The organism is Pseudomonas sp. NFX1 (assembly GCF_051123555.1).
In the GTDB taxonomy this organism is placed as follows: domain Bacteria; phylum Pseudomonadota; class Gammaproteobacteria; order Pseudomonadales; family Pseudomonadaceae; genus Aquipseudomonas; species Aquipseudomonas capeferrum.
The window spans coordinates 2,753,705-2,766,645 of sequence record NZ_CP169366.1 but is presented as its reverse complement, the minus strand read 5'-3'; the positions used below and the strand labels follow the sequence as shown (position 1 = coordinate 2,766,645).

At 57.5% G+C, this 12,941-nt stretch carries 8 protein-coding genes, 2 tRNA genes and 3 rRNA genes; 8 read left to right on the top strand and 5 right to left on the bottom strand.

The features are described 5' to 3' along the window. Positions 1-6 precede the first annotated feature (6 nt). Positions 7-570 (top strand): helix-turn-helix domain-containing protein, encoded by a 564-nt coding sequence (locus DJ563_RS12430; RefSeq protein WP_434519614.1) that lies wholly within the window; start codon positions 7-9, stop codon positions 568-570. 49 nt (positions 571-619) lie between these two features. Here DJ563_RS12430 and DJ563_RS12425 read toward each other — a convergent pair whose 3' ends face one another. Then, positions 620-1,174, bottom strand: a complete 555-nt coding sequence (locus DJ563_RS12425; RefSeq protein WP_274098163.1) for a cysteine hydrolase family protein — start codon at positions 1,172-1,174, stop codon at positions 620-622. 174 nt (positions 1,175-1,348) lie between these two features. Here DJ563_RS12425 and DJ563_RS12420 point away from each other — a divergent pair, with 174 nt between their 5' ends. Then, positions 1,349-1,729 carry an antibiotic biosynthesis monooxygenase gene (locus DJ563_RS12420; protein ID WP_274098164.1) on the top strand — a complete coding sequence of 127 codons (381 nt, stop codon included), beginning with the start codon at positions 1,349-1,351 and terminating at the stop codon, positions 1,727-1,729. Here DJ563_RS12420 and DJ563_RS12415 read toward each other — a convergent pair. Further along, positions 1,708-2,478: an alpha/beta hydrolase family protein gene (locus tag DJ563_RS12415; RefSeq protein ID WP_434519613.1), complete on the bottom strand. Its 771-nt coding sequence runs from the start codon at positions 2,476-2,478 to the stop codon at positions 1,708-1,710. The two genes, DJ563_RS12420 and DJ563_RS12415, sit on opposite strands and share 22 nt — an antisense overlap. Continuing rightward, positions 2,462-3,574 carry a DUF3182 family protein gene (locus DJ563_RS12410; protein ID WP_274098166.1) on the bottom strand — a complete coding sequence of 371 codons (1,113 nt, stop codon included), beginning with the start codon at positions 3,572-3,574 and terminating at the stop codon, positions 2,462-2,464. Before DJ563_RS12410 ends, DJ563_RS12415 begins: the two co-directional genes overlap by 17 nt. A gap of 237 nt (positions 3,575-3,811) precedes the next feature. Here DJ563_RS12410 and DJ563_RS12405 point away from each other — a divergent pair, with 237 nt between their 5' ends. Further along, positions 3,812-5,620, top strand: coding sequence for an aminopeptidase P family protein (locus DJ563_RS12405; protein WP_434519612.1), 1,809 nt, complete (start codon positions 3,812-3,814; stop codon positions 5,618-5,620). A 57-nt stretch (positions 5,621-5,677) separates the two neighbouring features. On the opposite strand, the gene DJ563_RS12400 is transcribed toward DJ563_RS12405, so the two are convergent. Together DJ563_RS12400 and rhtA are read right to left on the bottom strand one after the other, a co-directional pair. After that, positions 5,678-5,959, bottom strand: coding sequence for a hypothetical protein (locus DJ563_RS12400; RefSeq protein WP_274098168.1), 282 nt, complete (start codon positions 5,957-5,959; stop codon positions 5,678-5,680). Positions 5,960-6,149: 190 nt separating this feature from the next. Further along, the gene (gene rhtA, locus DJ563_RS12395) at positions 6,150-7,037 is read right to left on the bottom strand and encodes a threonine/homoserine exporter RhtA (protein ID WP_047583911.1); all 888 of its coding nucleotides are present in this window, start codon (positions 7,035-7,037) and stop codon (positions 6,150-6,152) included. A 751-nt stretch (positions 7,038-7,788) separates the two neighbouring features. Here rhtA and DJ563_RS12390 point away from each other — a divergent pair. The 5 genes from DJ563_RS12390 (at position 7,789) to rrf (ending at position 12,938) form a co-directional block, all read left to right on the top strand. After that, a 16S ribosomal RNA gene (locus tag DJ563_RS12390) occupies positions 7,789-9,325 on the top strand. A 77-nt stretch (positions 9,326-9,402) separates the two neighbouring features. Further along, positions 9,403-9,479: transfer RNA gene (locus DJ563_RS12385), tRNA-Ile, on the top strand. Positions 9,480-9,485: 6 nt separating this feature from the next. After that, positions 9,486-9,561, top strand: a tRNA-Ala gene (locus DJ563_RS12380). 236 nt (positions 9,562-9,797) lie between these two features. After that, positions 9,798-12,690: ribosomal RNA gene (locus tag DJ563_RS12375) — 23S ribosomal RNA — on the top strand. Between the two features lie 132 nt (positions 12,691-12,822). Then, positions 12,823-12,938 (top strand): 5S ribosomal RNA (rrf, locus tag DJ563_RS12370). The 16S, 23S and 5S rRNA genes sit together here with 2 tRNA genes alongside, the layout of an rRNA operon. Positions 12,939-12,941: the final 3 nt, after the last annotated feature.

Below are 12,941 nucleotides of genomic sequence, written 5' to 3'. Positions count from 1 at the left end.
AACAGCGTGCACAAAAATCCCACACACCGCGCCTCGGTGCTGCAGCATGTCAGCCTCAACGTTCGGCGCCTGCGTAACGCAGCCGGTATGAGCCAGTCGGCCTTGGCCGAGCGCTCTGGCGTCAGCCGGCGGATGCTGGTGGCGATCGAGGCGGGAGAGAAGAATGTCAGCCTCACCACCCTCGATCTGATCGGTGAAGCCCTCGGTGTAGCGTTCAGTACCTTGATCCAGGCGCCGGAGCAGCGCGACCCGAGCCGTATCGATGAGCTGGCCTGGGCTGGCGAACATCCGCAAAGCAAGGCAGTGCTGCTGGGTAGCAGCACCGCCCGGCGTGAGGTCGAGCTTTGGGAATGGACGTTGGCGCCGGGCGAGTGCTACCTCAGCGAGGCGGATGCCGATGGCTGGAGCGAGCAGATCTATGTGGCCGAAGGGCAGCTCACACTGGTCATCGAAGACGCCGAGCACCGCTTGCAGGTCGGCCAGTTTCATGTGTTTCCCAGCAACTGCCGTTATGCCTATCGCAACGATGGCGCCGTCGCTGTGCGCTTTGTCCGCAACGTGGTGATCTGACCCTTGTATGAGCGGCCTTGCGTCGCGAAAGGGGCGCAGCTCACAAGCGTCAACCCTTGGGAGGCAACAGGTCGTCGGTCTTCACCACCTTGGCATAGGCAAATGCCAGTGCAGCCATCGCCGAGTCGTGCACATGGGCCGCCGGCACCTGTTTGCCATTGAAATCCAGGGGCAGGGTGGCGCAGGCATCGTGGGCCACGGTCACTTCGTAGCCAAAATCGGCGGCGGCGCGGGTTGCTGCATCGATGCACATATGGCTCATGCTGCCGATGATGGTCAACGCCTGAACCCCATGCTGGTCCAGCGTATCCTTGAGGCCGGTGCCGAGAAACGCATTGACCTTGTGCTTGAGCAGCACGGGTTCACCGGCCACGGGTTCGACCTTGGCATGGATGGCCGCGCCTGGTGACTGCGGCGCGAAGAACGGCGCATCGGCGCTTTCGAATTCATGCCGCACATGCACCACCAGGTCGCCCCGGTCGCGTGCGGCGGACAGCAGCCGGGCGGCGTTGTCGGCTGCCTGCTCGGCGCCGTCAAGGGTCCATTTGCCACCGGGGAAATAGTCGTTCTGGATGTCGATGATGATCAGCGCTTGCTTGCTCATGTTGCCTCCTGCGGCAGTAGTCGTTGAATGACCATAGCGGGTGTACATCGACCTGAGGGTTTGGCGGCAGCGCTTTTGCGTCCTCTGACGAAAAAACCACTTGACCTTGACTTAACTTGAGGTTTTACCCTGCTCACCATCACGCTGATAGCGTCCAGAGCAAGGAGACTGTTCATGAGGGCGACGCCTCACTCTCTGTGGTTTACCCAGATGATCGAATATGAAGTGCCGGCCATGCGCCAAGTGGCATTGGCTCAGGCGTTGGTGGCGCGCAGCGAGGAACTGGCAACACGCTGCGAAGGCTTGCAGGGCGTGAGTATCCAGGCCAGTGACGATGGCAGCCGGGTCTTGCAGTACCTGCAATGGCAATCGCGCCAGGCATGGGCGGCGGCTGCGGCTGACTTCGTCGAGGAGCCTTTCCTCGACCTGCTGTGCCAGCATCAGGCGCGCGGCGTCAACTTTGCCGCCTACCAGACATTGCGCAGCCTCGTACGTGGCGCCGATGGTGGCCTGCACTGCCAGGTCGGCGAGCCTCAGGCATACCAGGGCGCGTAGTGCGGGTAGCGGTCCAGGCGCGCGCCTATGACCATTTCGCCGATCCAGGAGGCAAGGATCGAACTGTAGGCTTTCTGGCTCTCTTCGCTGGACAGCGCGTGGTCGGCACCGTCGACGATGCGGTGGGTCAGCGAATGGGCGCTGACGAACGCCGAGCGGTAGCTCATCAGTGTGCTGTGGGGAACATAGTCGTCTTGTTCAGACTCCACGAGTAGTACATCACCACCGAATTCCGCGCACGCGGCCAGGGCACGGTTGTCTGCCGGGCCAAGCTGGCGCTGGCGATAGGCGTTAAGCTGCTGCCGATCAAGGGTTTGCTTGGGGTTCTCCCACTCGTCGTCCCAGTACATTGCCGGTACCCGCAGTGCCAGCCATTTCACTGGCCGCAGCCGGGTCAGCAAAGTGGCCAGGTAGCCACCGTAGCTGCTGCCGATGATGGCGATGGCACCACTGTCCACCGACGGGTGGCTGACCAGTCGGTCGTAAGCGGCCAGCAAGTCCTTCAGGTTCTGTTCGCGGGTGACGGTCAGGCGCTGGCTTTCGGTCTTCTCGTGCCCGCGCAGGTCGAAGGTCATGCACACGCAGCCCAGCCCGGTGATATGCCGGGCGCGGGCCAGGTCGCGTTGCTGGCTGCCGCCCCAGCCGTGGACGAAGAGTATGCCTGGCATCTTGCTGCCAGGGCTGACCAGGGTGCCGACGATGGTGTCGTTCTCGACCTGCAGTTCGATGGTCTCACTCTGAATAGTCATGTTCGCGAATCCGTGCATATTTGCTGAGTTGTCCGAGTTCACTGTCGATTCCTTGGTAAAAGAGGGTGGCGTCAGTGGGCAGGTCGGGCGTACCGAACACTTCATGGGTGGAAGCGCGAACCCGTTGCAGGGTGGGGTCATCGGCGAAGGCCTGCAGGGCCAGCAGTTCTGCACTGCTGGCGCCCCCTAGGCGCCAGGACTGCTCAAGCACGCCGCTGCGCACATGGCCTTGGGCGGTGGTGCCGCGCGCGATGTCGTAGTTGCGCCTTGATGCGACGAAGCCCGGGAAGTGCTGCTCGGCCGCCCGTTCGTAGGCCATGGCCTGGTTGATCGCCAGGCGCAGGTGGTCTTCCAGTGGCAGTTGCAGCAGTGCCTGATAGTCACCGCGCACCACGATCAGGTCGGAGCCGCCATAAACCTCTGTGCCTTGATGGTCGTGGGTCAGCTGCTGGGTGCCGTGGTAGCTGCAGGTCAGGCCGGCGACCCGCACCTGGCCGACACTGAAGGTCTGTACCTCGCTCAGGTCTTCTTCAAGTACCAGGCCCCACACTGCCAGGGCCTGGTCATCCATGTCGGCCAGCAAAGGCTCCAGCGCATCCGCTGTATCGATCACCTGTTGCCCGCGGCCGGCGCAAGCCAACACCGGCTTGATGCGCACTGGGCCGTCGAGCAGCAGCAGGCGTGCCGCAGTGCGGGCATCGGTTTTGCTGAACACGGTGTAGCCCCGCAGCAGCGCATCGCTGGCCTGCAGGGCGAAGGCGTCGGTCCAGCCTGGCGGGAAGCTGGCGTCGGCCGGCAGCGGATGGGAGATCGCCTTGGTCGCCATGTAGGGGTAGGCGACCAGCCCGCCGAACAGGTCCTGCTCGGTACGGATACCCAGCGCGGCATGGCGCTGTGGGTCGATCAGCGTTTCGGTCGGTACATAGTAGTAGCGGTCTGCAGCCGTGGCAGGTGCGGCAGGGTCTACGCGTGGGCAGCCCAGCAGCTGTGCCAGGCCATCGGCGAGCTTGAGGTGGGCGGCATGTTCGTGGTCGGGCGTGTGCTCGCGGGTGTCGAGCAGCACAACGCCGGTTTTCGAGTCGCAGGCAGCGGGCATAGGGGTTGGCCTGTCTGCAATGAATGTACTGTGTGTGAATCCGTCGTTTTGGGGAAGTTCATCGGGATGTGATCGGTGGTCCGCGCGACTCTGTAGGGTCAGCTGTAGGAAACGTCTTGATTGCAGAGGGCGTGCCGGGCATTGCATGCCGTTAGCCGGTCGCCGTGATTGCAGGGCTCGGGTGGCTGTTCCATTATCGACAGCCTGGATTACCCAAGATGTTTCGCAGGAGTGCGCATGAACGTTCAGACCACGATTGAGCAGAGTGTGCCGGAGCGCCTGATGCAGGTGCGCCAGGCAATGGCCGCAGAGGGCATCGATGCGCTGCTGGTGCCATCGGCCGATCCCCATCTTTCCGAATACCTGCCCGGCTTCTGGCAGGGGCGCCAATGGTTGTCCGGTTTCCACGGCTCTGTCGGCACGCTGGTGGTCACGGCGGGCTTTGCCGGGCTCTGGGTCGACAGCCGCTACTGGGAGCAGGCCGAAAACGAGCTGGCCGGCAGCGGCATCGAACTGATGAAGCTGCTGCCAGGCAAGCCGGGCGCGCTGGAGTGGCTGGGTGAGCACATCGCGCCGAAGGGGGCCGTTGCCGTGGACGGTGCCGTCATGGCCCTGGCGTCGGCGCGGCTGTTGGGCGAGCGCCTGAAGGCCCGCGAGGTAAGGTTGGTGACTGACAAGGACCTGCTCGGCAAGGTTTGGCAGGGGCGCCCGGCGTTGCCAAGCAACCCCGTCTATCAGTACTTGCCGCCACATGCGACGCAGAGTCGGGCGGACAAACTCGCCCAATTGCGCGACAGCCTGAAGGCCAAGGGCGCCGACTGGCACTTCATCGCTACCCTGGATGACATTGCCTGGCTGTTCAACTTGCGCGGCAGTGATGTGTCGTACAACCCGGTATTTGTCTCGTTCGCCCTGATCAGCCAGCAGCAGGCGACTGTGTTCGTGGGGCGCGACAAAGTCGATGATCATCTGCGCCATGTGTTGGCGGTAGACGGCATTGAGGTGCGTGACTACGCCGATATAGGTCAGGCCCTGGGTGCGGTGCCCTCAGGGAGCCGGCTGTTGCTCGACCCGGCGCGAGTCACTTGCGGCCTGCTGGAAAACCTGAGCCCTGGAGTGGAACTGGTCGAGGGGGTCAACCCCACTACCCTGAGCAAGTCGTGCAAGCGTGAGGAGGACCTTGTGCACGTTCGCCGGGTCATGGAGCAGGATGGCGCCGCCTTGTGCGAGTTCTTCGCCTGGCTGGACGCAAACCTGGGCCGGGAGGTCATTACCGAGTTGACGGTCGATGAGCAACTGAGCGCCGCGCGTGCCCGACGCCCCGACTTCGTGTCGTTGAGCTTCTCGACCATCGCGGCCTTCAACGGCAATGGTGCGATGCCTCATTACCGCGCCACCGAGCAGTCCCATGCCACGCTCGAAGGTGACGGCTTGCTGCTGATCGATTCGGGTGGGCAGTACCTGGGCGGTACCACCGACATTACTCGGATGGTGCCGGTGGGCAACCCGACGCTTGAGCAGAAGCAGGATTGCACGCGCGTGCTCAAGGGTATGATTGCATTGTCGCGGGCCACCTTCCCGCGCGGGATCCTCTCGCCACTGCTCGATGCCATTGCCCGGGCACCGATCTGGGCTGATCAAGTGGACTATGGCCACGGCACCGGTCATGGGGTGGGCTACTTCATGAACGTGCACGAGGGGCCACAAGTAATCGCCTATCAGGCGGCAGCCACGCCGCAGACTGCGATGCAGGCGGGCATGATCAGCTCAATCGAGCCAGGCACCTACCGGCCGCGCGAGTGGGGCGTTCGTATCGAGAACCTGGTGGTCAGTCGTGAAGCGGGCAAGAGTGCTTTTGGTGACTTCCTGAATTTCGAGACCTTGACGCTTTGCCCGATCGACACGCGTTGCCTGTTGCCCGAGTTGCTCTCCAGGGAAGAGCTGGCCTGGCTGAACGATTACCACGCAATGGTGCGTGAGCGCCTTGCGCCTTTGTTGAAAGGCGAGGCCCTGGCCTGGCTGCAGGCGCGCACCGCGTCGCTGTGATGGCCGGCAAATAAAAAGGGCAGCGTTCGCGCTGCCCTTTTCAATTGCGTGTGGTCATCACTTGCAGATGACGATCATGCTGCGGCTGGTATAGCCAGCCGGGTTGATGCCGAACAGGTAGTCGCCTGCTTCTTCGTCGGTATCGCCCGAGCGCGCAATGACCTTGTAGCCACGTGTACTGCAGGATGTCGCGGCCTTGCTGTAGCAGTTGTCCCACGACGAGGAAAGGCCGGAACAATTGATATGCAGGCCTTTCTTACCCCTTTTGACCTCAGTCTTGGCCGTGGCGGCACATCCAGCAATAGCCAAGATGGCCAGGATGAGCAAAATACGTTTCATTCCTGTCCTTAAATGCAGGGCGGAGTAGCCGTCTGGCCCTGTCGTTATCGCTTTGGTTCTTCCTGAAGTTTCCCCAGCGTCCGTGTTCGGTCCAGTAGATAGCGTAAAGATGTTGAAGCTGTGACAGCTTAATCAGCGAGACGGGCCGCTACAATCACTATTCCCGTCACAAATGAAAATATTTCTCATATCAGTCGGCGGCGACGGGTGGGGTGGGCGTCTGTCGCATGGACAGCGTGGTGCCTACCGACGCGACGATGATTGCCAGAATTGCCAGCCATTGGGTGGTACTGAGTACTTCGCCGAGAAACAGCAGGCCAGACAGCGCGCCAAAGGCCGGTTCGATACTCATCAGCGTGCCGAAGGTGCGTGCAGGCATGCGTGTCAGGGCGACCATTTCCAGGCTGTAGGGCAGGGCGGTGGACAGTACCGCGACAGCCAAGGCCATCGGGATTACGGCTGGGGTGAGCAATGCGCTGCCGGCGTGGATTACGCCGATAGGGGCAACGAACAGGGCGGCGACGACTACCCCGAGTGCGGCGCTCTGGATGCCGTGCTCGGCGCCGGCGCGTTGGCCAAAGAGGATATACAGCGCCCAGCACACGCCTGCCCCCAATGCGTAGGCGGCGCCCACCGGGTCAAGTGCTTGCCCACCATCGCCTGCCGGCAGCAACAGCAACAAGCCAGCAATCGCCAGGGCGATCCAGAGGAAGTCGATCGGGCGGCGCGAAGAGCAGATCGCCACGGCCAGGGGCCCCGTGAATTCCAGTGCCACGGCAATGCCGATAGGTACCGTCTGCAGAGACATATAGAAGAGGAAGTTCATGCCGCCGAGTGCCATGCCATAGATGATGACATTGCGCAGGGTGTTGGCGGTCATGCGGACACGCCACGGGCGCAGGATCAGCAGCATGATGATGCTGGCGAAGATCAGGCGCAGCGCTGTGGTGCCCTGAGCGCCGATGATAGGGAACATGCTTTTGGCCAGTGACGCACCGGATTGTATCGATGCCATGGCGATAAGCAGCAGGCCAATAGGGAAGAGCGTGGCGGCCAGGCTGCGGGCTTGGGTGTTCATTTATGTGCGGCGATCCTTGAGCAGGCGTGGGTGTGCACTATAGTGCGCACTTGTGGGGCTGCGGGGCAATGGGTTATTGAGTGTAAGGGTGAGGGCCGCGCGCCAATCCCTCAGGAATAACTGGCCCGAAACAAATGTAGGAGCGAGCTCGCTCGCGATGCGCCGCGCGGGCGGCGCTCGATCTCATAGGCGCCGAAAGGGTAATGGCGGGCACCTGTCAGCCTTGATGCGGTCTTTTTCCCTCTATATGTCACTTTCTTGAAATTAAGGGTTGACGCGGTTTCGAATCCCCTTATAATGCGCCCCACTTCCAGCGTAGTCGGAACGAAAAACTCCTTGAGTTTCAAAGGGTTAAATAGTCAAGACGAAGTTTGAAGGGCTCCGATCGAAAGATCGTCAGCGGTTAAGATGGTGGTTGACAGCGCTTCTAAACGCTGTATGATTCGCCTCCCGCTACGAGAGATCGCAGCGAGTCAAGTGTTTGAAGCTAAACGAGTTTCTCGCAAAAAACTTCAAAATAAACGCTTGACAGCAAATGAGGAGAGCGTAGAATGCGCGCCTCGGTTGAGACGAAAAGCTCTTAACCAACCGCTCTTTAACAAATTGAATCAAGCAATTCGTGTGGGTGCTTGTGAGTATGGACTGATAGTCACAAAGATTATCAGCATCACAAGTGACCATGCGAGAAATCACATAGTCATTTGAGATTGCTGAGCCAAGTTTAGGGTTTCTTAAAAACCCAAGCAGTATTGAACTGAAGAGTTTGATCATGGCTCAGATTGAACGCTGGCGGCAGGCCTAACACATGCAAGTCGAGCGGATGAGAAGAGCTTGCTCTTCGATTCAGCGGCGGACGGGTGAGTAATGCCTAGGAATCTGCCTGGTAGTGGGGGACAACGTTTCGAAAGGAACGCTAATACCGCATACGTCCTACGGGAGAAAGCAGGGGACCTTCGGGCCTTGCGCTATCAGATGAGCCTAGGTCGGATTAGCTAGTTGGTGGGGTAATGGCTCACCAAGGCGACGATCCGTAACTGGTCTGAGAGGATGATCAGTCACACTGGAACTGAGACACGGTCCAGACTCCTACGGGAGGCAGCAGTGGGGAATATTGGACAATGGGCGAAAGCCTGATCCAGCCATGCCGCGTGTGTGAAGAAGGTCTTCGGATTGTAAAGCACTTTAAGTTGGGAGGAAGGGCAGTAAGCGAATACCTTGCTGTTTTGACGTTACCGACAGAATAAGCACCGGCTAACTCTGTGCCAGCAGCCGCGGTAATACAGAGGGTGCAAGCGTTAATCGGAATTACTGGGCGTAAAGCGCGCGTAGGTGGTTTGTTAAGTTGAATGTGAAAGCCCCGGGCTCAACCTGGGAACTGCATCCAAAACTGGCAAGCTAGAGTACGGTAGAGGGTGGTGGAATTTCCTGTGTAGCGGTGAAATGCGTAGATATAGGAAGGAACACCAGTGGCGAAGGCGACCACCTGGACTGATACTGACACTGAGGTGCGAAAGCGTGGGGAGCAAACAGGATTAGATACCCTGGTAGTCCACGCCGTAAACGATGTCAACTAGCCGTTGGAATCCTTGAGATTTTAGTGGCGCAGCTAACGCATTAAGTTGACCGCCTGGGGAGTACGGCCGCAAGGTTAAAACTCAAATGAATTGACGGGGGCCCGCACAAGCGGTGGAGCATGTGGTTTAATTCGAAGCAACGCGAAGAACCTTACCAGGCCTTGACATGCAGAGAACTTTCCAGAGATGGATTGGTGCCTTCGGGAACTCTGACACAGGTGCTGCATGGCTGTCGTCAGCTCGTGTCGTGAGATGTTGGGTTAAGTCCCGTAACGAGCGCAACCCTTGTCCTTAGTTACCAGCACGTTATGGTGGGCACTCTAAGGAGACTGCCGGTGACAAACCGGAGGAAGGTGGGGATGACGTCAAGTCATCATGGCCCTTACGGCCTGGGCTACACACGTGCTACAATGGTCGGTACAGAGGGTTGCCAAGCCGCGAGGTGGAGCTAATCTCACAAAACCGATCGTAGTCCGGATCGCAGTCTGCAACTCGACTGCGTGAAGTCGGAATCGCTAGTAATCGCGAATCAGAATGTCGCGGTGAATACGTTCCCGGGCCTTGTACACACCGCCCGTCACACCATGGGAGTGGGTTGCACCAGAAGTAGCTAGTCTAACCTTCGGGAGGACGGTTACCACGGTGTGATTCATGACTGGGGTGAAGTCGTAACAAGGTAGCCGTAGGGGAACCTGCGGCTGGATCACCTCCTTAATCGACGACATCAGCCTGCTGATGAGCTCCCACACGAATTGCTTGATTCATATGTGAAGACGATCAAGACCCTATATAGGTCTGTAGCTCAGTTGGTTAGAGCGCACCCCTGATAAGGGTGAGGTCGGCAGTTCAAATCTGCCCAGACCTACCAATATGCGGGGCCATAGCTCAGCTGGGAGAGCGCCTGCCTTGCACGCAGGAGGTCAGCGGTTCGATCCCGCTTGGCTCCACCACTCTTGCAGTACCTTGATCAAACTCAGAAATGAGCATTCGCGTCGAATGTTGATTTCTGGCTTTTGTCAGATCGTTCTTTAAAAATTCGGATATGTGATAGAAATAGACTGAACACTACTTTCACTGGTAGTGGATCAGGCTAAGGTAAAATTTGTGATTTGCTCTTAATCGAGCAGCATGCGAATTTTCGGCGAATGTCGTCTTCACAGTATAACCAGATTGCTTGGGGTTATATGGTCAAGTGAAGAAGCGCATACGGTGGATGCCTTGGCAGTCAGAGGCGATGAAAGACGTGGTAGCCTGCGATAAGCTTTGGGGAGTCGGCAAACAGACTGTGATCCAGAGATCTCTGAATGGGGGAACCCACTCAGCATAAGCTGAGTATCTTGTACTGAATACATAGGTGCAAGAGGCGAACCAGGGGAACTGAAACATCTAAGTACCCTGAGGAAAAGAAATCAACCGAGATTCCCTTAGTAGTGGCGAGCGAACGGGGACCAGCCCTTAAGTTGGTTTGAGATTAGTGGAACGCTCTGGAAAGTGCGGCCATAGTGGGTGATAGCCCCGTACACGAAAATCTCTTATCAATGAAATCGAGTAGGACGGAGCACGAGAAACTTTGTCTGAATATGGGGGGACCATCCTCCAAGGCTAAATACTACTGACTGACCGATAGTGAACTAGTACCGTGAGGGAAAGGCGAAAAGAACCCCGGAGAGGGGAGTGAAATAGATCCTGAAACCGTATGCGTACAAGCAGTGGGAGCCTACTTTGTTAGGTGACTGCGTACCTTTTGTATAATGGGTCAGCGACTTATATTCAGTGGCGAGCTTAACCGAATAGGGGAGGCGTAGCGAAAGCGAGTCTTAATAGGGCGTTTAGTCGCTGGGTATAGACCCGAAACCGGGCGATCTATCCATGGGCAGGTTGAAGGTTAGGTAACACTGACTGGAGGACCGAACCGACTACCGTTGAAAAGTTAGCGGATGACCTGTGGATCGGAGTGAAAGGCTAATCAAGCTCGGAGATAGCTGGTTCTCCTCGAAAGCTATTTAGGTAGCGCCTCATGTATCACTGTAGGGGGTAGAGCACTGTTTCGGCTAGGGGGTCATCCCGACTTACCAAACCGATGCAAACTCCGAATACCTACAAGTGCCGAGCATGGGAGACACACGGCGGGTGCTAACGTCCGTCGTGAAAAGGGAAACAACCCAGACCGTCAGCTAAGGTCCCAAAGTCATGGTTAAGTGGGAAACGATGTGGGAAGGCTTAGACAGCTAGGAGGTTGGCTTAGAAGCAGCCACCCTTTAAAGAAAGCGTAATAGCTCACTAGTCGAGTCGGCCTGCGCGGAAGATGTAACGGGGCTCAAACCATGCACCGAAGCTACGGGTATCATCTTAGGATGATGCGGTAGAGGAGCGTTCTGTAAGCCTGTGAAGGTGAGTTGAGAAGCTTGCTGGAGGTATCAGAAGTGCGAATGCTGACATGAGTAACGACAATGGGAGTGAAAAACTCCCACGCCGAAAGACCAAGGTTTCCTGCGCAACGTTAATCGACGCAGGGTTAGTCGGTCCCTAAGGCGAGGCTGAAAAGCGTAGTCGATGGAAAACAGGTTAATATTCCTGTACTTGCAGTTATTGCGATGGAGGGACGGAGAAGGCTAGGCCAGCTTGGCGTTGGTTGTCCAAGTTTAAGGTGGTAGGCTGAAATCTTAGGCAAATCCGGGATTTCAAGGCCGAGAGCTGATGACGAGTTGCCATTAGGCGACGAAGTGGTTGATGCCATGCTTCCAAGAAAAGCTCCTAAGCTTCAGATAACTGGGAACCGTACCCCAAACCGACACAGGTGGTTAGGTAGAGAATACCAAGGCGCTTGAGAGAACTCGGGTGAAGGAACTAGGCAAAATGGCACCGTAACTTCGGGAGAAGGTGCGCCGGCGAGGGTTAAGGACTTGCTCCGTAAGCCCATGCCGGTCGAAGATACCAGGCCGCTGCGACTGTTTATTAAAAACACAGCACTCTGCAAACACGAAAGTGGACGTATAGGGTGTGACGCCTGCCCGGTGCCGGAAGGTTAATTGATGGGGTTAGCGCAAGCGAAGCTCTTGATCGAAGCCCCGGTAAACGGCGGCCGTAACTATAACGGTCCTAAGGTAGCGAAATTCCTTGTCGGGTAAGTTCCGACCTGCACGAATGGCGTAACGATGGCGGCGCTGTCTCCACCCGAGACTCAGTGAAATTGAAATCGCTGTGAAGATGCAGTGTATCCGCGGCTAGACGGAAAGACCCCGTGAACCTTTACTATAGCTTTGCACTGGACTTTGAATTTGCTTGTGTAGGATAGGTGGGAGGCTTTGAAGTGGGGACGCCAGTTCTCATGGAGCCATCCTTGAAATACCACCCTGGCAACTTTGAGGTTCTAACTCAGGTCCGTTATCCGGATCGAGGACAGTGTATGGTGGGTAGTTTGACTGGGGCGGTCTCCTCCCAAAGAGTAACGGAGGAGTACGAAGGTGCGCTCAGACCGGTCGGAAATCGGTCGTAGAGTATAAAGGCAAAAGCGCGCTTGACTGCGAGACAAACACGTCGAGCAGGTACGAAAGTAGGTCTTAGTGATCCGGTGGTTCTGTATGGAAGGGCCATCGCTCAACGGATAAAAGGTACTCCGGGGATAACAGGCTGATACCGCCCAAGAGTTCATATCGACGGCGGTGTTTGGCACCTCGATGTCGGCTCATCACATCCTGGGGCTGAAGCCGGTCCCAAGGGTATGGCTGTTCGCCATTTAAAGTGGTACGCGAGCTGGGTTTAGAACGTCGTGAGACAGTTCGGTCCCTATCTGCCGTGGACGTTTGAGATTTGAGAGGGGCTGCTCCTAGTACGAGAGGACCGGAGTGGACGAACCTCTGGTGTTCCGGTTGTCACGCCAGTGGCATTGCCGGGTAGCTATGTTCGGAAGAGATAACCGCTGAAAGCATCTAAGCGGGAAACTTGCCTCAAGATGAGATCTCACTGGGATCTAGAATCCCCTAAAGGGCTGTCGAAGACTACGACGTTGATAGGTTGGGTGTGTAAGCGCTGTGAGGCGTTGAGCTAACCAATACTAATTGCCCGTGAGGCTTGACCATATAACACCCAAGCAATTTGCTCATGCAGATTGCGGTGGTGAAGACACACGAACCGAAAGTTCGAATGCCCATCACAAATCACATATCCGAATTCGCTAGGCTGTCCATCTGGACGTTCTGGCAACAGAATTTCTTGACGACCATAGAGCATTGGAACCACCTGATCCCATCCCGAACTCAGTAGTGAAACGATGCATCGCCGATGGTAGTGTGGGGTCTCCCCATGTGAGAGTAGGTCATCGTCAAGATTC

What these genes read in the sequence shown, in the direction of transcription:
- DJ563_RS12400 (WP_274098168.1), bottom strand. Translation starts at nt 5,959, where the DNA reads ATGAAACGTATTTTGCTCATCCTGGCCATCTTGGCTATTGCTGGATGT.
- rhtA (WP_047583911.1), bottom strand. Translation starts at nt 7,037, where the DNA reads ATGAACACCCAAGCCCGCAGCCTGGCCGCCACGCTCTTCCCTATTGGC.
- DJ563_RS12410 (WP_274098166.1), bottom strand. Translation starts at nt 3,574, where the DNA reads ATGCCCGCTGCCTGCGACTCGAAAACCGGCGTTGTGCTGCTCGACACC.
- DJ563_RS12425 (WP_274098163.1), bottom strand. Translation starts at nt 1,174, where the DNA reads ATGAGCAAGCAAGCGCTGATCATCATCGACATCCAGAACGACTATTTC.
- DJ563_RS12405 (WP_434519612.1), top strand. Translation starts at nt 3,812, where the DNA reads ATGAACGTTCAGACCACGATTGAGCAGAGTGTGCCGGAGCGCCTGATG.
- DJ563_RS12420 (WP_274098164.1), top strand. Translation starts at nt 1,349, where the DNA reads ATGAGGGCGACGCCTCACTCTCTGTGGTTTACCCAGATGATCGAATAT.
- DJ563_RS12415 (WP_434519613.1), bottom strand. Translation starts at nt 2,478, where the DNA reads ATGACTATTCAGAGTGAGACCATCGAACTGCAGGTCGAGAACGACACC.